Below are 21,194 nucleotides of genomic sequence, written 5' to 3'. Positions count from 1 at the left end.
ATTAATAAGACTTATCAAACCCCAAACTGTCGTAAATGATGGTCAAGGTGCTTGCAAATAAGCATGTCCCACTCATTAATTGACATTTTCCCAAAAAAAGGATGTATCCGGCTAGCAAAGGCGCTTTGATTCGCTTTAGAATACTTTTTAAGTTGGTTGATCAATGCCACTTTCTGCTGTTCTACATCGCCTGTTTCAGAAATGACCAAAGCTGGATGGGTGGGCGAGTTTTTCTTTTCCTTAGCTCCATCTTTAATAATGGACTGCAATGCTACCCTACCAAATAATCTCCCTATAAATAATCTTTTCAGCTTCAATTCCCCAAGGTTTACTTTTTCACTTTCTGTGCAATGCTTCAACATTTGATAAGGGTTCATTTTACCCCATTCAGCAATTGAACTTTCACTTATTTTATTGATTCTTTCTATAAAACAACTAATTGTCGTGTCTTTAAATATACTGTCCATCGTAGTGAAATTTAAAATCTAAACTGTAAAATCAGGACTTACGCATTTGGGTATAAAATTCAACATACCGATTAACCACGTAATTTCAAGGGCAGGGTTAGTACGTAAGTCCTATTTAAGGGTTGATTCAAATTAAAGGGTAACTTCCATGGTATCCCTAACTTCAACATGACCACCAATCTCTAAGGAAGGACAACCTTTCGCCATTTCGACAACTTCATCAATATTTTCCGCTTTTACCACCATATTCCCTCCCACTATCTCTTTTAATTCAGCGTAAGGTCCATCAGTAACAGTGTTATCAGGCTTTACCGTTTTTCCATTAAATCCTAAGCGACTAGTACTTACAAACTTTCCTTGGGCAGCAATCCCACCAATCCAATCTTGCCACTTTTTCATATTGGATTGCATTTGCTCTGGAGAGAGCTCTGACCACATTTTTGGTTCACTTCTAAAAAGCATCATAAATTCCTTCATGGTATTAAGTTTTAGTTTGATTTACCCTCACTACGAATGAGGAAATTGGAATTGGACATGTTCTAATATTTTTTTTCCACTACACGATTTCTCTGGACATATAAATAAACCTTTCTGATTTATAAAAGAATAAACAGGTACGGTTTTCCCCCGCTATTGGCAATTTCCATTTACCCAAAACTAAGCCCCCAGATTTGAAAGGAACATGTTTTTTCTTATCCTTGCGAGGTATTTTTTCCATGCAACACTAATCTCAAACTCATGATAGATTATCTGGATAAGTTAGATAAAGAACTTTTTCTCTGGCTCAATAGCTTTCACAGCGATACCTCCGATATTTTTTGGCAGTTCATTACCGAAAAGGAAACTTGGTTTCCCTTCTATGCCCTCATTTTGGCATATATTTTCTGGCAATACAAGTGGCGGGGGTTCATCGTGCTGATAGGCGTAGCCTTGACCATCACCTTCGCCGACCAGTTTTCTTCAGGCTTTTGCAAACCCTTTTTCGAACGATTCAGGCCTTGCGCCAGCCCCGAAATAGGGCATTTGGTACACACCACTCGCGATGGCTGCGGAGGCTATGGCTTTATTTCTGGCCACTCATCCAACTCCTTTGCTATAGCTATGTTTATCTATTTACTTTTCAAAGATAGGCTCAAATACTTGTGGTTGCTCTTTGCTTGGGCGGCAATTGTGGCTTATAGCAGGATAGCTGTTGGGGTGCATTATCCGGGAGATATAACTGTTGGCGCTATAGCAGGTATATTTTGGGGATGGCTTGCATACAAAATATACCTACTCGCCGACAAATACATTAGACCTAAGAAAAAGACTACAGCAAGTTAAGCTTAGCCAAGAAGTCATTTTTATAAGAAGAACCTATGGGGATGCTTTTCCCTTGCATGCTGATGTTCATGTCTTCGATGGACTCAATCTTAGAAATATTTACAATATAAGAGCGGTGAACCCTAGCAAAATCGTTAGAGGCTAGCCGCTTTTCTATTCCCTTCATGGTCGAATGTACCACTAACCTCTTCTGCGCTGTATTGATAATTACATAGTCGGATAATGCTTCAATGAACAACATATCCGACAAATTCACTCGCTGGATTTTGTTGTCGGCTTTCACATAAATAGCCTCTTGATTGTCCGATTCTATTACACTTTGCTCCCTTACTTGCTTCACTTTCCCCACTTCCTCTAAAAACTCAGCATATTTGATATCTTTGAGCAAGAAGCCGGTCAATTCAAACTTAAACGCATCAAACGCATACTCTTTTTTGCTCGTCATAATGATGACGTGAGGTAGGTTATCCAGTATTTTTAAAGTGCTTACCAGATCCATACCCGACATTTTGGGCATCTCTACATCCAAGAAGATTAGGTCTACAGCTTCGGATTTTAAATATTGCAATGCTGAAATAGCATTGTCAAAATCTTTTGCCAGCTCCAATCCATCCGTCCGTTCGATATAATCATTGATAACCGTCCTCGATACTTGGTCATCATCAACAACTATACATCTCATAATAAGTAGGTTAGGTTAAGCCTTCCTAGAGGTCGGCGTGTTAGATTTTGGGTTTAATAACGAAAGATTCAATTGCTTTGTGATTTTTAAGCAAACTTATATTTGGTTAAAAAACAAACCAGAATATACTTATCACAAGATGAACCTTTTTGTAAGGTAATAATATTTTTATAAAAACCGTATTCAATCAAATCTGGATTGCTTTTTTCACCAGTTTTGGTGATACAGCATCAACTTCAAATAAAATAGCACATTATACCTTTCACACTACTCAGCAGCAGGCGGTTGATTAAAGTGCTGATAGTAAGGACTGTTTTCAAACATCTTTTGTAAATATTTCCCGATGATGTCAAATTCGAAATTCACCTTGGTCCCTACTCTGAACTGTTTGAAGTTAGTATGCTCATAGGTATAAGGAATTATTGCCACACTAAGTGCCCCTTTTTGGGAATTTACTACCGTAAGACTCACCCCGTTGATGGTAATCGATCCTTTTTCTACTGTGATATTTCCAAAAGAAGGATCGTATTCGAAGGTAAAGAACCAGCTTCCGTCTTCGTCTTTCACGCTGGTACAGGTAGCTATTTGGTCAACATGCCCTTGTACCAAATGTCCATCTACCCTTCCGTTCATTTGCATGCAACGCTCTATGTTCACTTCCGAGCCTTCCACCCAATCTCCAAGGTTTGTTTTCCGCAAGGTTTCCAAAATGGCGGTAACCCTATGTTTCCCATCGGCTACGTGCGTAACGGTAAGGCAAACACCATTGTGGGCTACGCTTTGGTCCACCTTCAGCTCATGGCTCACTGGCGAAGCTATTTCAAAAGTCACATTTTCATTTTCCTTGGTGATGGTCACCACCTCTCCCGTACATTCCACTATTCCGGTAAACATAGGTCTTGCGCTGTTTTAGTAAGTTAAAAATCAAAAAAAAGCAGATGGATTCTGCCCTTTTGCAAAACTAAATCCTTTACCTATCTAATCTATGCCTTCTATAATTATTTTAGCTGATTTTTCTCAATCATTAGCCCTTACAAAATAAAAAAAGCTCCTGATGGGGAGCTTTCTACTTTTTCCAAGAATAAAACCTTTCTTAATAATCGACCAACACTTTTTCCTGCTCTCCAAAAACCTCAGGAGATTGCTCCCTATTATTGAGCCTACGCGCCATGTACGGCACTTGGCTTTGGATATAACTCTCTAGTTCTGCCAAGGTCAATTGCCTATCTTTGTTGGTGTTTGCTTCGCCCTGCAAGCCTTTTAGAAAATAATAAGTGAAAAGGGAATGTCTTTTTTCGGGATACCAAGAGGAGACTTGTTCGCCCCCTGCCGAAGTGAATACAATTGCTTTTTCATCGTTAATTACCTTCATTTTAGGCTGGATGAACACAGGTGAAATATTCTTTAAGAGCATTCCTTTCGCTGAACTTCCACTAAAACAAGCATCCACCACCACTGTAAGCGAGCGGTAAGGGATCTGGGAAATATTATTGTAAAAGGTATTCACTCCGTAGCCGTTGAGCGCCACTACCGAAGGATCGCAATCTACAGGTACAAAGAAGGCTTCTTTGCTTTCTGGATCTGGCGCGCCGTGCCCACTGTAATAGACAAATACATCGGATATTCCCGCTTTTACATAATTATACAACCGTCCTCTTGGGTTCGTAGGCGTACCAAAAAGCGCATTAAAATCTGCTTGCGTAGCATCTTTATAATACAAGATATTTCCCTCTTTAAAACCAAAAGTTTTCACCAAGTATTCCTTCATTGTTTGGACATCTTCTATGGCAAAATCTACCGAAGGAACATCTCTGTTTCGGTAATGCTGATTTCCTATCACCACCGCTACAGCATCGTTGTTCACCTTGCGGGTCTGCGGAATATTTTGCCTAACATCCACATACAGGTCAGGCACATCTTCCACTTGGCCAGGGCGATAATCTGGTGTATTCCCATCCATCACCACTATTTGTCCCTCCTCTCGCAGGGTCTTGTTTATGGCTACCGACTTGCGTTCATTGAAACCAAAGCTTCCCAACCGTTCTTTACCATTGAGGTCAAATAACAAGTCCGTTCCAGCAAACTCACTGTTCACAAAATAGCGATACACCACCGTCACATATTTACCCGAAGGAATTTCAGAAATCCGAGGGTTTTGCCTTGTAAGCTGGCCTTGCTCTTCCACGCCTAGGTACAGCACGCCTTTTTGGTTGTTTGTCAAGTTCAACTCCACATCCCGGGCAGTTCCTTCACCCACGTTTTGCACCACAAACTTCACATCTATCATCTCATTCAAATCCACCTGATTATTGGGTGAAGCCGATACATGTTCCAACACAGCAAATTTAGCCAGTGTAAGCCTGGGCTTAGGGCTGTGCCTCGTATTGAACGTAAGCCTTCTGCCCTGCAAGCGAATACCAAAATCGGCTTGTTCAACTGCTATATCTATAAATGCCGAAGAAGTTGGTAAATTTGCCGAGCCACTGATGCGTACGGTAAGCGTTTCCAAACCTCCTTTAGCTGCTATAGAAGGAAAAGTCGTTTCCTTCGGAATCAATACCTCACCAAGACTTCCTCTGAGCAACAAACGTACATTTTGAGCCTCTCCAGGTCCCGAGTTTTTCACCGTAACCTTTAGCTCAGCCGATTCTTCGGCATCGAGCACAGACTCCGAAAAACTGATTTCCTCAATAGAAAGCACTGGAGGCAAGCCCGAAGGTCGGCTACTTGTTCCTCCCGAAATCCCTAGGATTTCGCCCCTACCTTTCATCCCTTCTACCTTCCAAATATTTGCCACACCTTCCGCCCCAGCAGTCAGCATCATTTTTCCATTACCCGAAATGGCAATATCCGCCACTGCTTTTTCATGGTCCCAAAGCGTTTCGCTCAAAAGTGCCCTTTCCTTAGTAATTCCATACATTTTCACCGATCTATCGCTGCCTGCCACTAGCAAATAATCACCGTTTGGGCTGAAAGCAAGGCTTGTCGTTCCGTAGCCTGTCGGTAGCTTAAAAGCAAACTGGTAGTCATAGCCAGACCGGTTGAACACCTGCACCGAGCCGTCGGACTGTACCATGGCTAGCTGGCTGGCATTCTTACCGAACACAATTTCCTTTGCCTGAACCCCATTGAGCTTGAGTGCACTCGAAGCTTTAAACTGTTTTCCTTCTAAAGAAAAAATCGTTACGGTTTGGTTAGAGTTAGCTGCGGCAAAGAGTTGCCCGTTATCGGCAAAAGCAACATTTCGGATTGCCCCCGAATTGCTTTTGAAAGACTGGATCTCGAAGAAAGATTCGTTGGTGTATTCCCACACCCTTATAAAGCCATCTTCACCAGCCGACACCATGTACTTACCGTTGGCACTAAAGCTTAAGCTCGTTACCAAGCCCATGTGCTTCCGTAGTTTCCTAACTATTTTGCGGGTTTGTACATTTAGCACGCCTATATCCGTGCCCTTTCCGTAGTTGGAGAAAAACAAGTACTTGCCATCAGGACTAAAAGCTGCCACGTTCGATTTCCCTCGTAGTACTCCTCGGTGCGACCATACCTTTTGGTAGTTCTCATCGTACAGATCAACCGTGTTGCTCTGCTGCTTGGGCAGTACGGCAAAGTAGCGCCCATCGCTAGAAATAGCGACATGCTCTACCCCATACGGATAGCCCTGAAGCCCCATCCAGCGGGTGATTTCTACAGATTGTGCTTGGGAAAGTGAGAAAGAAAAAATAGTAATAGCTATGAGTACAAAACTTCGTATCATTTGGAAAGTGTTGTTGTTAAAAAAAGAGGCTTCACCCTTAGGTGAATCCTACTTTACATACGAAGGATACAAATGGATGTTTGAGAAAATGTGAGAATAAGGTGGATATCTGAGAAGGAAATCTACTTTAAACAAAAAACATTGGATAAATCAAGCTTGGCTATTTTGACTTAATAAAACAAATGATAAGTTTGCTTTTAACAAAAAGTAAACTTATGAGAGGAAGTAAAATTTATATCATTGGTTCGGGAGCAATTGGAAAAGCATTAGCTGTTTTTCTACAGCAAGCAAACAAAGAGGTTACTCTTGTAAGAGGTAGTGTAGAAAACAAACCTACTATAGAAAATTTAATTACGGTAACAAATCAAAATAATCAGACATTTCAGCAAACAATAACAACTATCACATTAGATAATTTACCCATAATAAATGGTATTGTTTTAATTGCAACCAAAACATTTGCAAATATTGAGCTTGCCCAAAAACTAAAAGATAAAAAAGGTGACTTTACAATTGTTTTGCTCCAAAATGGGCTTAATATTGAACAACCTTTTGCATACTTTGATAAAGTCTTTCGTTGCGTTCTATTTTCAACAAGTCAGGTTACAAGTGAAAACAACCTTGCCTTTAAAACGGTCACAGCATCTCCAATAGGAAATATACAAGAAAAGAATACAAATTTAGATTCAATAGTAAACCAAGTTAACACACCCTATTTTGGTTTTAAAAGTGAGCCACATATTTTAAAATATGTATGGGATAAAGTAATAATAAATTGTGCATTTAATTCCATTTGCCCATTACTCGAAGTGGACAATGGTATTTTCCAAAGAAATCCTGAAGCTATAAACCTAGCAAAAATCATAATTGGAGAATGTGTAGCATTAGCCAATCAATATAAAATCGAACTAGATCCAAAAGAAATTGAAGAAAAATTAATACTGATAAGCAAGCGAGCAGACGGGCAACTTATTTCTACCTATGAGGATATCAGAAATAGAAGAAGAACCGAAATTGAAAGTTTAAATTTGGAAATTTCAAGGCTTGCTGATGAAATAGGGATGCCTGAATTGGTAACCAACACTAAGCTGTTAGGCGAAATGATAAGAATAAAATCGAAAATCAAGATGGCTTGAAATACCAACCCATAGTTTGTGGCGCACAAACCTCTTTTTCGAAATGATGGAATCCAAAGAAAAGAATATGCAAGAAGAAATCGAAGGTCGTTTACAGGCTCTTTTGTTTTTTGTAAAAAAGCATGAAACATTCTTTATTTTTACCCGTTCGCAATATTATTTTTTAAGAAACAGAACCAAATCAATACTTTGTCAAAAGCCTTATATTATTTTTGATAAAACACTAAAAACTACAGAACTATGAAAACTAGTACCCTGATTTTTGCATTAGGCTTAATTCTGATATTAGCTTCAATTTTCCTAATCCTATTCCCTGCCTCACTTAGAATGAATTATATTCCAGCTCTATTAGCATAGATAGGATTTACCTTGAACATTACTGGATTTGTAATAAAAAAAATAAAATTTACTTAAGCTTAGATATGAAGTGGTTTAAACTTTTATCATAGGGTTATTATAAAGCCATACTTGATTATCATGGAAAACTTCGGGTGATTTCTTCCGTTATTCTCGCACATGCGGAAATTCCCCTTTACAAAACATGGGTAACCGTTCCTATCAATATATTCAGAAGTAAAACCAAAAAAACAACCCACACCTATGATGGTAAAAAGCACCTTATCAGCTATTATTTTACACTTATCCCTACTCAATAGCTCATTTTCCCAATCGCTTACCTCAGAAGAAGAAAAGCTGTACGCATTGATCATGGAATATAGACAAGAGCTCGACCTTCCCGCTATTCCCTTATCAAAATCCTTGACCTATGTGGCCCAAACCCATGTGAAAGACCTTGAAAATAACAGCCCAGACGAAGGAGCATGCAATATGCACAGTTGGTCCAACAAGGGAGAATGGTCTCCCTGCTGCTATACTCCTGACCACAAACAAGCAAGCTGCATGTGGGACAAGCCAAGAGAACTTACCTCTTATACCGGCAACGGCTTTGAAATATCGCACTGGAGTAGTGGAAGAGCAACTGCTTTAGGTTCGTTGAATGGCTGGAAAGGGAGTGGCGGGCACAATACAGTAATCATCAACCAGGGCATTTGGAGCAGACACAATTGGAATGCGATAGGAATTGGAATTTATGGCGGTTATGCTGTGGTCTGGTTTGGTAGTGAATTAGATAAAGAATAACTCTCCTTACTTTTATAAAACAAACGGGGCCTCAGAGCCCCGTTTTACATTGCAACAAATAGGATTTTTTTACTTTAAATATGCTGCCAACGGCAAGTTCTGTTCCCTAATGCTAGCAGCTGTAAGTTTTGCAACTTCCAAAGCTCCATATGTTTGGAAATGCGTATTGTCCTCTCTCCCATCGGGGTAATTTTCACTTTCCCTAGGCTTCAAGATCAAAAACAGCTTTTTCGACTCTTCTTCTCCCATAGAGACAATAAGCTCCTCTGTTTTTTTATGCAAATCGATCAACGGCACATTCAATTCCTTGGCAACTTCCCTCACCGCATCAGGGTATCCCATGTGCGTATCGAAAAACTTACCGTTTTCATCGAATCTGCGCCTCATCACTGAAGTAAACAGAATTGGATTGGCTTTTTTTGCATGTGATTCCTTTACATATTTCTCAAGGTTGAGCTTGTACTCTTCCAAAGTAGTGTGCCTTGCCGAATCGGTTTTTTGGTCGTTGTGCCCAAACTGGATGAACACATAATCGCCTTCCTTCAAAGAATCGAGTACGGCTTTCCAACGGTTTTCCCCTAAGAACGACTTAGAACTCCTCCCATTTACAGCATGGTTATCTACCGTAGCTTTTTCGGTAAGCAATTGATTGAATACCTGCCCCCAACCTGTTTCTGGAGCTTTATTTGGCTTTTTATTCGCCATGGTTGAGTCACCAATCATATAAATGGTAACTGGCTTTATTTCCTTTTGGCAGCTAATTCCTAAAAAAAGTAATAAGAAGAAAAAATACGCAGAGTGTTTCATAGATTATTTTCATTTAACATACATACTGTTACAAAGTAACCTACGCCAAAGATAGAAAAGGAAAACTGTAGTAGAAACATTTATCTATTTCAAAACAACATAAACTAGGGAAACCGGAATCAATAAGAAGGACTCCCTGCCAGCTGCAACTGATGGCACGGGGCACACAATATTTAACCGGTTTTTAGCCCCAAATAACTTTTCTTTCCCTATCAATTTTATTTACATTTTCCAAAAAAAAGAGCAGTAAACATTCAACATAATACACTGATTATCAATAATAAAAAAAGAATACCAATAAGTAACCCAAAAGTCCATGCAAAACATGCATTAAAATGATTATGCAAACAAGCCTTCTTTAAATATATGGATCATAATTTGAGAGCAATCCATGTATTAGTTTGGAAAATTTAAACGTGTTTAAGCTAGATGAAAAGTTCTATAAAAATTATCTTTCTTTTATTGTTAACGACCTGTGCTCATGGACAAGAAGCTGGGGAGGCAATAGAAGGCATTTCAATGCAAAACCAAAATTCGTTACCCCTAGATCTCCCCGATCAATCTACGTCTAAGCTCAATATGTATAGAAATGATTCTGTGCAAAAAGAACTATTGACAAAACTCAAAACCAATGAAAAATGGAGGAAATTGATTGCCCAAAAAAAAATGGCCATTGGCGTAGTCGATCTAAGAGATCCTGAGCAGATCAAATATGCAGGTATAAATGATAACGAAATGATGTATGCGGCTAGCTTGCCCAAAATTGCCGTATTGCTCACCGCCATGGATGCCCTTGAAAAAGGCGAAATTGAAGAAACTCCTGCTATTGACGAAGACTTAAAGTTAATGATCAGCAGATCGGACAACGCCGCCTCCACCCGCATGATTGACTTGTTGGGCTACGATAAAATAGCTTCGGTACTCAGAGACCCGCAATATGAATTATACTCAGAGAAGTACAATGGCGGATTGTGGGTAGGCAAAAGATACGCTAAAACGGGCGCACGAAAGCCTGATCCTATCCTAGGTTTGAGCCATGCGGCTACAGCCTATCAGGTGAGCCGGTTCTATTACCTGATGGTTTCGGGTAGGCTCGTTTCCTATGAGCGCTCAAAACAAATGCTTGATATCATGGAAGATCCAGCACTTCATCATAAGTTTGTGCATACGCTTGATCAGATCGTGCCCAATGCTCGGATTTTTAGGAAATCTGGCTCGTGGAAAAACTTTCACTCCGATTCTGTTTTAGTCTGGGATATGTCGGACAGGCACTATATTTTAGTAGCGCTAATCGAAGACCCAGAAGGGGAAAGCATCATCAGACAGCTCATACTTCCTGTAGAAGAAGTATTACATATAAATTAAAATGGATGTTTGCAGTTGAAAATGCTATTAAAATTGCATTTAAAAAATTATTTAATGTTAGAGACGGGGAACTTGAAACAGTTGCATTTATGCAACTGTTCATTTTTTTATTAATATCTACCCTACTGATAGTAAAACCAACTATCAATGCACTTTTTATCTCAAGCTTAGGTGTTCAAGAACTCCCCTTAGCCTATATAATGGTGGCTTTAGCAGCTATTCTAACCTCCGTTTTTTATTCCAAATGGTTAAAAAAAGGCTTGCTAAAAGGCATTATCGAAAAAACGCTCTGGATCTCTATCCTTTTTTTATTGCTCATCCGATTGCTATTTGCCCTAGACTTCCTGTACGGGTGGATCCTTTATTTTATGTTTATTTGGGTTTCCATTTTTGGTGTGCTGACCGCCTCCCAATTTTGGGTTTTAGCCAATTTGGTTTTTAATATAAGGGATGCCAAAAGGCTATTTAGCGTAGTGGGTGTCGGGGCAATTTCAGGTGGAATATTTGGCGGGTATCTCACCAATATCCTAGCTCCATTTATAGGTAACGAAAACCTCTTTTTAGTAGCTACTTTCTTCTTGGGTATCAATATTTTCTTGCTAAGAAAAATATGGCTTAAAAACATCCATAAATTATCTGAGTTTAGGCGATTGAAAAGAGAAGTAGGAAGGGTTACCAATCCCCTAAAGCTCGTGCTAAGCTCCAAGCATTTGACCTACTTAGCAGGTATTATTGGGGCGAGCATCATCGTAGCCAAACTCGTTGATTATCAATTTAATGATATTGCCTCTCGCCATCTTATAGACCCTGATGAACTGACGGCTTTCTTTGGGTTGTGGGCATCTAACCTCAACTTATTATCACTCTTTGTTCAGGTATTTTTGACCAACCGTTTGGTAGGTATCTGGGGCGTGGGAAGTTCGCTTTTATTCTTGCCTTTAGGCATATTATTAGCTACCCTCCTTCTGGTTGTATTTCCCGAGCTAGGGATTGTTATTTTGTTAAAAACAATCGATGGCAGTTTGAAACAATCGGTCAATAAATCGGCAACCGAATTGCTAGCACTACCGATCCCCCTTGAGATAAAAAACAAAACAAAGATATTCATAGATGTAGTAGTCGATAGCATCGCAACGGGGCTGGCAGGTATCATTCTTATTTTTGTCATTAGAGGGTTTAACCTCTCTACCCAGACGATCAACCTTATTATTATCCTCTTTATTATAGGCTGGGGAACACTTGTCTATTTTGTTAGAAAAGAATACATAGCTGCATTCAAAAGTAACTTAGCTGTTTTTGAACCTGCCGAAAAGAAAAAAGCACAGCCTGTTATCCCTATTGCTTCGGTGAACAGTGGTATATTGAAAGTATTACAAACAGGCACGGAAAGTCAAATCTGTTTTATACTTCAAAAGATTTCAAGCCTCAATGTAGTTGTTTTCTTCGATCCCATAAAAAACTTGCTGACCCACCCTTCAGCCTCGGTAAGAGCCAAGGTTATTAACACCTTATACTTTTGCAAACAAAAAATCATCTTACAAGAAATTGAGCCTTTCGTATCGGATGAAAGCGCAGAAGTGCGAATTGCCGCATTTGAGTATATCATCGAGCATTCGGGAAATGACTTTACCCAAACATTTTCAACCTACCTAAATGACCCTGACGAAAGGGTATTAAATGCCGCACTCATCAGTTTGGCTACCGAAACGCGGGATAACCCGACCCTTAGGGAGCAGTTTCAACTAGAGCAAACTATCCAGAAAAAGATTGATGGATTAGTAAAATTGGAGAGAGAGCAGAAGCTCAATGAAACAATCAATTTGCTTGAGGTCATAGGCCACGCCAACATCGTTTTCTTCCATTATTTTATTGGGGAAAAGATGAAAGATGAAAATATAACCATAAAAAAACAGGCTATCACTAGTGCTGGGTATAGCCTAAATCCTATTTTTATAGAAACCCTTGTACTGTGTTTAGAAGATAAAACGTACCGAGAGACTGCGCAAAAAGCACTAGTTAACTACGGCTTGGCTATTATTGATCGCCTCAAAAAATTGGTAGTAGAGAAAAAGGAATTTGATGCCTCGCTCAGGTACATACCGAGTATCATCAAACAATTTAATTACCAAAAGGCTGTAGATTGCCTCTTCTATTTTTTAGAAGTGCCCGATCATGCGTTTAAAAAGGAAGCCATAAATGCTTTGCGCCACTTGAAATTACAAAATGGTCATTTACAATTTTATCATAAAAAAATCATATCCAGAATTATTGAGGAATCTAAAGTCTATGTAGATGTACTAAGCTCCATGTACGCCCAATCCAAAAAAATTAGCAGTATAGGAAAGGAACATGCGCAATACGATGCTAGGCAGAGTTTGATTGAATTGTTGGAGAGAAGGCTAGACGCCGACTTGGAAAGAATCTTTTTGTTATTAGGGTTAAAATACCCCCCTGACGATGTGCTTTCAACCTACAAAGGAATTACCAATAACAAAAAAGAAATAAGAGTCACCGCTATCCAGTACTTAGAAATATTGTTGCATTTCGAGCTCAAAAAAGTACTCATACCCATTATTGAAGTCAATCTTTTAGATCATCCTACGGAAGAATCATTAAAAGCATTGCACATCAAAATCCCGAATGACCTTGAGTGCTTTACCATTCTTCTAAACATGAGCGACCAGCGAATTTCATTGGCGGTCTTACATTTGATTGCCCAATTAAAAGATAAAAAATTTCATCCTTTAGTTGAGCAATACCTAAATGCTCCAAACATTAAAATTGCGACATTCGCTTCAAAAGCGCTACAAATAAAAGAATAAAACCAGCTTATTTTTGCATGATACGATCAATAGAAGTTGCCAGCGCCAAATGATCGCTGCTAGAGTTTCTCTTGAGCACATTCGACATCAAACACACCAAATAAGTAGTACCATTCTCATGTTCGATAATCGCGACCGAATTCATAAAATTGGACTTATTGCCCATGTATTTTTGGCAGTTATAGCCTTCTTCTTCCCTGCATTGGTACAAGCTTCCCGACTTAAAATACACTGCCGCAGTACTCAGCGCTGGGGCAGACGCGTACCGTATCCTTCTATCGGTCATGTACATAAGGCGTTTTATCTCTAAACTGGATTCTTGGTCAATTACCTTTCCTCGCTCAACAGCTACCAAATATTTCATTAACCCGATAACAGTCCCAATACTCCCACCTTTATCGGGTACAATATTGCTTGCGCCATAAGTAAAAAAGCTGCCGAGCTTCCATTCCTGCTCGTCAATACATAAGTCACGCAAAGGTTGATTCACCACCCTTGTGGCAATATCTGAAAGGTCTTTTTTAGGAGTATTTTTAAAATATTCGTTGGCTTCGTCATCCGTCAGTTCGGGATATTTCTCGCCAAAGGCATCCATGAGCATTACTTCTCTCCAAACCACGCTGGCAGCTCCATTGTTACTGACCGAAAGCATGTGGTCTATCCACTCGAATAAGCTGAAAACATCGTCTTCTTTCGCTATTCGTTTGGTTAGTTTTTTAGTTTCAATATCATACACAGGTATGGTATGCGAATCGGTGAGCACCCATCTTCCCCCTCGTACTTGCTTGGTTTTCATCAGCTCTATCCTGCTTGCGTAGCTCTTGGGGTAAATCTTGGCTATTTGATGAAAGAAACCTGTCAATACCGCTAATTTACCTACACTGCCCGGCTGATAGCCCCTTTTCTCTTGCAACTTCATAAACCGCAGAGGTTTGTCTTTCGTGATCTCTGTTATGGCAAGCGAATAGCTCGCATCCAATCCAGAAAAAACACCACTGACTGCTTTTTGAAATGCAGGATCAACAGCAGGCAAAACATCTAAACTATCACCTCGGCTGCCGACCAAGTTTAACTTAATATCGGCCATTGATTTTTGCGCACCTAGCGGAGGCTTGGCGTCTTTTAGCTCATCCTTCATTATCAGCTCTAAGCGCAGTAGCCGCCTAATACCTGTGTATTCGTATCCGTCTATGGGATATGGGGCAAGTGTAAATGACATAATCAGGGCTAAAACCGATCCTAACAACATCATTTTACGAATAGATATTTTCATCTTTTTTATAGTTTAAGGGTTCTTTATGAACCTACTTGAAAATTCAACCTATAGAAAAATTTAAGTTTGATGGTGAAGAAGGTAAAAACTAGAAATTGGAGGTTAGAAAAAAGGCAAAATTGAAAAAACACATTTTAGTTCTAGCCTCTAACTTCTCTTGTACCTCAAAATAGCATGAATCCTTTTGTTAAAGCTTCATGAGCAATGAAACCGTTTTATCAGTCCCTACTTCTTCAGGGTCAATAGATTGTAGAAAATCGGAGCTGACCGCTTTTTTGTTTTCTACAAAAGGTCTTACCTGAAAAAGCCATAGCTTATTATCCAAAAAGCCTAATTCTACATCAAACGGACCATCCGATTCAATGCCGGGCGTAGTTGGCATAACCTCCTTCAGTTGCTGAGTAAGTTTTCTTATCTCTTCTATATTTTCTGGTTGAAGAATCGGTTTATTGAATTTAGCTTTCCCTTTCAGCACTCCACCGCTTGTAGGCAATTGATTATAATAGGTTTCTCTGGCAGGGCTCAGCAAGCTATTTTCCCCATCACTTTTCACCAAATAGGTTTCAGAAGTTTGTCCATCTACCGCACCGCCAGCTCCCCGACTAAAGGCAATGGTCAAATCTTCTGTGTTTCCATTTGACACCCCTTTGGTTATCAGCACCCCCGAGTAATTTACATCTACACTCGGAATAATTAAGATAGATGGATACACATTTTCGGGGTTTAACAGAAACTTTTGACGCCATTTGAAACTACGCTCGGTATAAGGCGAAGCCCAAACACTTTTGATCCCTTGCAATATTTTGTCTTTCGCTGCGGCATTAAAAATGGTAAGGTTAAGCCCTGCCCCGGTAAAATCTTTGAGGTCTTCCATGTTGGTATCGCTTCTCAGGAACACCGCTATTTTGCCCATGGGCTTGCCCAATATTTCTTGGAAACTAGTTTCTAAATTTTCTAGAAATGAAGGTAAAAACGTGATTTTACTTATGTCTTCCCGTAGTTGCGCCAATTGTTTCAATTGAAACTCCTCTATTTCGGCTTCGTCAATTCCGTTGGCAGCCATACTCTCCGCTTCTTCAAAAGTTTGCGTAAGGAACTCCCAATAGGTTTGCTCCGAATCGGGTAATTTCTGATCCATGTGCTCTCTGAAAACGCCAAAAGGGATTACAAATCCTTCGACTACATTATCGGGAAAGGCGTACTTTAGCTGGCCCAAATTAGCTGCTTTCGGTCCACAAATTATCCCCGAGTCATTGGCTTTCAAGGTTCTGAGGTTGGGAAGTGTTGTGATGCCGAGTTGCATTTTATCTATCGGCACACGTATTTTTTCCTCCATTATCCTTTTGCCTGCAAACAACTTCTTTTCCACTTCGGTCATTTCACTGGTATCTTTCATAATGACCGTTCCTTTGCTAGAAACCGCATAAAATACCTGCTTCCCCGAAAATTGCATTAAATCTTTCAAGTTGACATCCGATACGATGGCATTGGGAATTCCCAAGTTTCTGGCTAATAATTGTACGTGCGAAACCATGTTTCCTTCCGAAACCGTGGCGATCCCGGCAACGGGTTTCAGGTCGGCAGGAGCTCTTTCGAAAATGTAAATCTTATTAGCTGCAACCTCTATTTCATCCGCCACTCCTTCAACTACTTGCAGCTCTCCTTTAGAAAAGCCAGGATTAAGTCCCCTAATATGGCTTTGGTTGGCAATGCCCAACACTTGATTTGTCAATGAAGATTCCTTGGCTATAATATCGCCCAATTGCCCAATGCTGTTGCCTAAATCCAACAGTACCGAAGCCCTTATTCTATCGTCTATAAAGCCAGAAGCCATTTTTTCAAAGCCATAAAACAAGTTGATCGTCTCCTGAAAAACAGCCTTGTTCATCCCGATTCCCCACTCTAATTGACTCCTGCCTCGGTTCATATAGTCGGTCAAATCACCTAAGCTCATCTCATTTTGTTCTTCCAATTGAAGCTTGGCTTCTATTTTCTCCCACTCCCACTTTTCCACAAAGCCCGCGCCCGCACTTGCCAAGGACAAATACTGAATACGATGTAGCAATTCCTGCAAGTTCTCGCATTTCCACTTCGATAATTGCTTAAGAAGATAGGTTTCCAATAAATTGGAAATATCGAGCAAAGCTAATTTGTCCTTGGATTTTTCTTGTGGCAAATTCACCCGAATTTCCCACATCAACTGTGCGGTAGCTTGGATAAGTCCCTCTTCAGACCCACTCGTATACTGCGCTGATAAATAGCTATTTACCTGAGTTTTCAAGGCTGAAGTGGGGGATAGTTTGTTAGTAGCACTTTTCAGCGCCGCCACATCAGACAATTCATAGTAGCTTTTCAAATTATCAATGAGTCCATCAAATTGCTTGGTGAGCTTAGGGGAAAGTTGCTGGCTATGGCTTGCTTTAAACTTTTCCACACTGGTTATATCCGAAGCATCGGGTTGTCCATGGATTTTAATTCGTAAATTCATGAAAGCAGGGAAAGTATCGGCAAGTATTTTGGATTGGCTTCTTATTAATTGTGCCTTGTTGTTATCACCAAAATGCGGCACGTCTTTTAGCGCTTGCCTCACTAAAAAATAATTCTCCACTAAACTGACACTATCTTTCAATAACCAGGTGAAAAACTCTTTCCCCCACTCTTCTTCATCTTCAATCTGAATAGCACCACGGTAATATTGCCCTTTTTGAAGCACCCAACCGTTGTCTACCGTGCGGAGGTATTTTTCCAACATGTACTGCTTCAACCTCGATTGGTTATGCGCTGCATCCCAAAAATCATCCACCAAGGTAGTGGAAAGTATTTGCCCAATAAAAATATGATGGTTCTTTGCCAGCGCAACTACCTCGTCTTTATACCTCGCTCTTTGCACGCCCCCTTTTTCGGGACATCTTTCGGTAGGCATCAGTATTGACCCATCTTTGCAAAACCAACGGATATCTTTGTAAGGTCCTCTTGCATCTTTTTTCAATTTTTGTATTTGCTCGGCAATGGCAACATTATCTGGCGCTTGGGCAAATAAAGACAAGCAAAAGCCATTACAAAAAAAGAAAAAGAGAATTGTATAACTTCTCATATAAAAAAACAGGTTTAAGATTCTAAATCAATGCGTAAAAGCTCGATAATAATACAACTCGAATTAACTATTTTTTATAATGGAAGTTGAAAACCCACCAGTTTTTTGTGTTATTATTTGCAGCCTATTATTGCGGTATAAATATAAGAGAAATAACATCCAAAGTGGACTGGAATATTCCTATAATTAGGATATTAGTAACAATATTAAGTAGCATTTTCGCAAACTCCAATTGAAACAAAATGGAAGAAATTCCTACATCTATTGAAGCGGCTAGAAATCTCTGCAAAAACAGTTCTTTTTGAGCGAAGGGGAGGTTTCAAAAAAGCATTTTACATTGAAAAAGAATGCATAAGGGCTTGTTTTAACAACAATGACAAGGATATTACTTTCCAGTTTTTCTTTGAAGGGCATGGTATTTCATCCATCGAGAGTTTGAGAATTTACAGATAGGCTTAAACAAGCCGACCATCTTGTTTTTATTTTCCCCAATTTGGCGGGAGCTTATGCCTGCTTTGATGAAGGGGTTCATCGATAAAGTCATTTTCTATCGGACGATTTTCGGAAATGCCATACAAAAGGAGATGATGGGGGGGACATTTTGGAAAATAGGGTATAAAAACCGCAAATGAATCAGCCTGAATATGGTTGAAATGGTTTCAAGTGAAAAACGTACAAAATGGATGAATAACATTGAATCTAAATTTGCCAAACTCAAGTAGCAGATTTCTAGCGTATGGTTTTACCTTTAATTCTCATTTGCTTAAACTTCCTGAGCAGTTTTGGCAGCTCTTTGAGCATTGGACTGCCTCTCTTTTTTATTCGAACTCAAACTGGCGTCGCCCTCCTTTTTCTTGCCTTTTTTCTTTTTGTTCAGCCAAACCATCAAGCCTGTAATAGGAAGGCTGGCGCAAACGAGGCTAATGAAAAAGGCTAAGATTTTACCCGACAAGCCTAACGCAGCACCAATATGGATATCGTAATTGAGCATAGTCAGTTGGTCTGCAAAGCTAGCTTCCGAAAAGCGGTCGCCTTGCACCCTAAACCGCTCCAAGGTGTATTGATCGTAGTAATATTCATTCCTGTTGTACCACGAACCCTTGTCCTGATAGGCAATGATCTCGATGGCATCGTCTGGGTCTTCGAGTATGGGCGTCATATAAAAGCCTTGGGCATTTTGCTCCTGCGCGATAGTTATGTACCAAGCTCTATCAAGCATCGAAATACTGTCATTAGCTAATTCACCTGCTTTTATAATATCCGAATGTGGGTGATGATGCCCCGGTTTTTCTTCTCCTCCAGAAGTGATGTAATACAACGAATCTTCAAACCATTCAAAGCTCCAAACCAACCCTGTCACCCCAAGTATAAAAGCTAGCACAAGGGTGTAAAAGCCCAATACATTATGTAGATCATAATTGACTCTTTTGAAACTGCCATTCCATTTTATCTTAAAACTCTTGTTGAAATTGGCTTTCTTGAAGTTTTTGGGCCACCACATCACCAAGCCTGAGAACAATAGGAATAAAAAAATGAGGGTACAAACCCCAACTATCGGACGGCCTATTTCATAAGGCAGCCAAAGGGCACGGTGTCCATCGATAATGAAGCGAAAAAAATCAAACTCTCCTTCTCCTATCGTCTGTTGCTTCTTCAAAAACGCCCCTGTATAAGGGTTCATAAACACCACTGAAAAGCTTCGTTTCCCTTTTTCAAAAGAAGAAAAGCCCACTGCCGCAGCTCCTTCTCCATTGCTATAGGTCAATCCTGTTGGTTTGCTATCTCCCATGTAGCTCTGCGCCGTATCTAGCAATTGGCTAGGCGGCACAAATGGGTTTTCTTGAGCTTCCACAAATCGCCATGACTCTGCAGCATCTTTTATTTCTTGCTGAAAAGCATAAAAACATCCAGTAATACTTACAATGAAAACGACAATTCCTGAAACTAAGCCTAACCAGAGGTGAAGCCAGTCATTGAGTTGCCTTACTTTGCTTTTGTTGGATTTGTTTTTCATGTATGGGAAGTTGTTCAACGCAGAAGTTAAAAACAGCACTACCAGCTTTTATAAAGCCAGTAGTGCAAGTTAAGAAGGGAAATTAAAATTTGAAGAACCCTGCCACAAAGTTAGCCTCTACTTCAGCGCCTTTGGTTGCAGTATGGTTTTCAATATCCATTTTGTACACAAATATGCCCGAATCTTCAGGGATGCAAAGGTAAATGAAACCGTCGTCGTAAAGACATGCCAACCTTCTGCCATTGCCAGCGTGCTCTGGCACTCCCTCGATAAACGTTACCGTTTTGTTGTAAAGATCAACCACCGCAGATTGCAAAGGTCCGTCAGACCATCTTTCTTGTTCGGCATTTGCAGCCATGTTGATTTCGGCAAAAGCTTTACCATTGCCTAAGTATTTTAAGTGAGCAGTATTGAAACCTCCTGTTGCCGCTTCAATATCGAAGAAATAATCTTGGTCAAACGTTGTTTCCCCGCTGTTGATCTTCAAGATTGCTCCCCCTTTTGTTGTTTGACTATAGCCGTTTGCTGGGTTAGAGTGGGAAAGCGCATAGATATCGCCATTAGTATCTTTGATCAAACCTGCTTTTACGTTGAACCCACCAATAGAACCCGTACGGGTATCGGTAATTACTTTTTGGAATTCCAACTCAGGGTACGAATACACAGCTACCCAAGCAGTATCGGTATAATCTGTTGCCCAAGTAGAAGGATCGCTTATATAATAGCTCAAAAATAAGTGATCGCCACTCACGCGCATCCCTGAGTAAGAAGGAGCCGAAAGACTAGTAAGATCAGAAACTGGGTGCTGCACCGTATTGGTTACAGCAACCGTGTTCACATCAATCGTATGGAATTTTACTTGGTCTGAAGAAGATGAAAATTCCAACGCCACAAGCGTGTTGTCGTCACCTTTCACAATATCAGAAAGGCTGTTATCGAACGAAATATCACCAATTTGAGCAAGTGTACCATCTTCATTTTGAGTGATGCCCACTACGTTGACGTCATCTAGGCCGCCAATGCTGTATATCGTTTCATCTATTTGGGTGAAGTCATAATAACCTGGCTGCTCCACTCCTTGACCAACGGCTGATAAAGAACCCGTCATCACATCTGCGAAAGGAACCGTGTAGTAGGTGAAAGAATTGTCGCTACCTTGTATTGCCAAAGAAACTACGAAAGGTTTTTCTTCTGTAGATGGATCAATAGGGTCGTCGTTGTCCTCATCACTACAACCTGCAATAAAAATGGAAGCAATAATGCTTAGAAACAAAAATGTAAACTTTGTGAATTTTCTAGATGAAGTCATTTTTT

Annotated in this window: 16 protein-coding genes; 6 read left to right on the top strand and 10 right to left on the bottom strand. The window is 40.0% G+C overall.

Features of this window, described 5'->3' with window-relative positions; translation table 11 throughout:
* Window positions 1-14: 14 nt before the first annotated feature.
* Together R9C00_07585 and R9C00_07580 are read right to left on the bottom strand one after the other, a co-directional pair.
* Window positions 15-467, bottom strand: a complete 453-nt coding sequence (locus R9C00_07585; protein WPO37308.1) for a DUF1569 domain-containing protein — start codon at window positions 465-467, stop codon at window positions 15-17.
* Window positions 468-599: 132 nt separating this feature from the next.
* Complete coding sequence (locus tag R9C00_07580) at window positions 600-944, bottom strand: YciI family protein (protein ID WPO37307.1); 345 nt, start codon at window positions 942-944, stop codon at window positions 600-602.
* Window positions 945-1,205: 261 nt separating this feature from the next.
* On the opposite strand from R9C00_07580, the gene R9C00_07575 reads away from it, so the two are divergent.
* Window positions 1,206-1,790 (top strand): phosphatase PAP2 family protein, encoded by a 585-nt coding sequence (locus tag R9C00_07575; protein WPO37306.1) that lies wholly within the window; start codon window positions 1,206-1,208, stop codon window positions 1,788-1,790.
* On the opposite strand, the gene R9C00_07570 is transcribed toward R9C00_07575, so the two are convergent.
* From R9C00_07570 to R9C00_07560, 3 genes are all read right to left on the bottom strand, one after another.
* Window positions 1,777-2,472: a LytTR family DNA-binding domain-containing protein gene (locus tag R9C00_07570; protein ID WPO37305.1), complete on the bottom strand. Its 696-nt coding sequence runs from the start codon at window positions 2,470-2,472 to the stop codon at window positions 1,777-1,779. The genes R9C00_07575 and R9C00_07570 overlap by 14 nt on opposite strands.
* Before the next feature lie 267 nt (window positions 2,473-2,739).
* On the bottom strand, window positions 2,740-3,366 hold the full coding sequence (locus R9C00_07565; protein WPO37304.1) for a riboflavin synthase: 627 nt from the start codon (window positions 3,364-3,366) through the stop codon (window positions 2,740-2,742).
* Window positions 3,367-3,565: 199 nt separating this feature from the next.
* Window positions 3,566-6,229: a caspase family protein gene (locus R9C00_07560; GenBank protein ID WPO37303.1), complete on the bottom strand. Its 2,664-nt coding sequence runs from the start codon at window positions 6,227-6,229 to the stop codon at window positions 3,566-3,568.
* 215 nt (window positions 6,230-6,444) lie between these two features.
* On the opposite strand from R9C00_07560, the gene R9C00_07555 reads away from it, so the two are divergent.
* The 3 genes from R9C00_07555 to R9C00_07545 all read left to right on the top strand — a co-directional run bounded on the left by R9C00_07555 (window position 6,445) and on the right by R9C00_07545 (window position 8,505).
* On the top strand, window positions 6,445-7,365 hold the full coding sequence (locus R9C00_07555) for a 2-dehydropantoate 2-reductase (protein ID WPO37302.1): 921 nt from the start codon (window positions 6,445-6,447) through the stop codon (window positions 7,363-7,365).
* A 43-nt stretch (window positions 7,366-7,408) separates the two neighbouring features.
* Window positions 7,409-7,609 (top strand): hypothetical protein, encoded by a 201-nt coding sequence (locus tag R9C00_07550; GenBank protein ID WPO37301.1) that lies wholly within the window; start codon window positions 7,409-7,411, stop codon window positions 7,607-7,609.
* Window positions 7,610-7,965: 356 nt separating this feature from the next.
* Window positions 7,966-8,505 (top strand): CAP domain-containing protein, encoded by a 540-nt coding sequence (locus R9C00_07545; GenBank protein ID WPO37300.1) that lies wholly within the window; start codon window positions 7,966-7,968, stop codon window positions 8,503-8,505.
* Between the two features lie 69 nt (window positions 8,506-8,574).
* Here R9C00_07545 and R9C00_07540 read toward each other — a convergent pair whose 3' ends face one another.
* Window positions 8,575-9,312, bottom strand: a complete 738-nt coding sequence (locus R9C00_07540) for a rhamnogalacturonan acetylesterase (protein ID WPO37299.1) — start codon at window positions 9,310-9,312, stop codon at window positions 8,575-8,577.
* Window positions 9,313-9,741: 429 nt separating this feature from the next.
* On the opposite strand from R9C00_07540, the gene R9C00_07535 reads away from it, so the two are divergent.
* Together R9C00_07535 and R9C00_07530 are read left to right on the top strand one after the other, a co-directional pair.
* Window positions 9,742-10,677 (top strand): serine hydrolase, encoded by a 936-nt coding sequence (locus R9C00_07535; GenBank protein ID WPO37298.1) that lies wholly within the window; start codon window positions 9,742-9,744, stop codon window positions 10,675-10,677.
* A gap of 89 nt (window positions 10,678-10,766) precedes the next feature.
* Window positions 10,767-13,499, top strand: a complete 2,733-nt coding sequence (locus tag R9C00_07530; protein WPO37297.1) for a HEAT repeat domain-containing protein — start codon at window positions 10,767-10,769, stop codon at window positions 13,497-13,499.
* A 7-nt stretch (window positions 13,500-13,506) separates the two neighbouring features.
* Here the strand turns inward: R9C00_07530 and R9C00_07525 are convergent, their stop codons facing one another.
* The 4 genes from R9C00_07525 to R9C00_07510 form a co-directional block, all read right to left on the bottom strand.
* Entirely contained in the window at window positions 13,507-14,772 is a 1,266-nt protein-coding gene (locus R9C00_07525) for a serine hydrolase (GenBank protein WPO37296.1), read from the bottom strand.
* A gap of 187 nt (window positions 14,773-14,959) precedes the next feature.
* Entirely contained in the window at window positions 14,960-17,866 is a 2,907-nt protein-coding gene (locus tag R9C00_07520) for a PEP/pyruvate-binding domain-containing protein (protein WPO37295.1), read from the bottom strand.
* Window positions 17,867-18,629: 763 nt separating this feature from the next.
* Window positions 18,630-19,880 carry a PepSY-associated TM helix domain-containing protein gene (locus R9C00_07515; GenBank protein ID WPO37294.1) on the bottom strand — a complete coding sequence of 417 codons (1,251 nt, stop codon included), beginning with the start codon at window positions 19,878-19,880 and terminating at the stop codon, window positions 18,630-18,632.
* Between the two features lie 82 nt (window positions 19,881-19,962).
* Window positions 19,963-21,189, bottom strand: coding sequence for a DUF4374 domain-containing protein (locus R9C00_07510; protein ID WPO37293.1), 1,227 nt, complete (start codon window positions 21,187-21,189; stop codon window positions 19,963-19,965).
* Between the last annotated feature and the right edge of the window lie 5 nt (window positions 21,190-21,194).

It is taken from the genome of Flammeovirgaceae bacterium SG7u.111 (genome assembly GCA_034044135.1).
Taxonomy (GTDB): domain Bacteria; phylum Bacteroidota; class Bacteroidia; order Cytophagales; family Flammeovirgaceae.
Note: the sequence above shows the minus strand (reverse complement) of the source record. Positions and strands in the feature narration are given on the sequence as shown.

Bases quoted from the DNA above. Each gene is read 5' to 3' on its own strand.
- R9C00_07585 (WPO37308.1), bottom strand. From the start codon at position 467: ATGGACAGTATATTTAAAGACACGACAATTAGTTGTTTTATAGAAAGA.
- R9C00_07580 (WPO37307.1), bottom strand. From the start codon at position 944: ATGAAGGAATTTATGATGCTTTTTAGAAGTGAACCAAAAATGTGGTCA.
- R9C00_07575 (WPO37306.1), top strand. From the start codon at position 1,206: ATGATAGATTATCTGGATAAGTTAGATAAAGAACTTTTTCTCTGGCTC.
- R9C00_07570 (WPO37305.1), bottom strand. From the start codon at position 2,472: ATGAGATGTATAGTTGTTGATGATGACCAAGTATCGAGGACGGTTATC.
- R9C00_07565 (WPO37304.1), bottom strand. From the start codon at position 3,366: ATGTTTACCGGAATAGTGGAATGTACGGGAGAGGTGGTGACCATCACC.
- R9C00_07560 (WPO37303.1), bottom strand. From the start codon at position 6,229: ATGATACGAAGTTTTGTACTCATAGCTATTACTATTTTTTCTTTCTCA.
- R9C00_07555 (WPO37302.1), top strand. From the start codon at position 6,445: ATGAGAGGAAGTAAAATTTATATCATTGGTTCGGGAGCAATTGGAAAA.
- R9C00_07550 (WPO37301.1), top strand. From the start codon at position 7,409: ATGATGGAATCCAAAGAAAAGAATATGCAAGAAGAAATCGAAGGTCGT.
- R9C00_07545 (WPO37300.1), top strand. From the start codon at position 7,966: ATGATGGTAAAAAGCACCTTATCAGCTATTATTTTACACTTATCCCTA.
- R9C00_07540 (WPO37299.1), bottom strand. From the start codon at position 9,312: ATGAAACACTCTGCGTATTTTTTCTTCTTATTACTTTTTTTAGGAATT.
- R9C00_07535 (WPO37298.1), top strand. From the start codon at position 9,742: ATGAAAAGTTCTATAAAAATTATCTTTCTTTTATTGTTAACGACCTGT.
- R9C00_07530 (WPO37297.1), top strand. From the start codon at position 10,767: ATGCAACTGTTCATTTTTTTATTAATATCTACCCTACTGATAGTAAAA.
- R9C00_07525 (WPO37296.1), bottom strand. From the start codon at position 14,772: ATGAAAATATCTATTCGTAAAATGATGTTGTTAGGATCGGTTTTAGCC.
- R9C00_07520 (WPO37295.1), bottom strand. From the start codon at position 17,866: ATGAGAAGTTATACAATTCTCTTTTTCTTTTTTTGTAATGGCTTTTGC.
- R9C00_07515 (WPO37294.1), bottom strand. From the start codon at position 19,880: ATGAAAAACAAATCCAACAAAAGCAAAGTAAGGCAACTCAATGACTGG.
- R9C00_07510 (WPO37293.1), bottom strand. From the start codon at position 21,189: ATGACTTCATCTAGAAAATTCACAAAGTTTACATTTTTGTTTCTAAGC.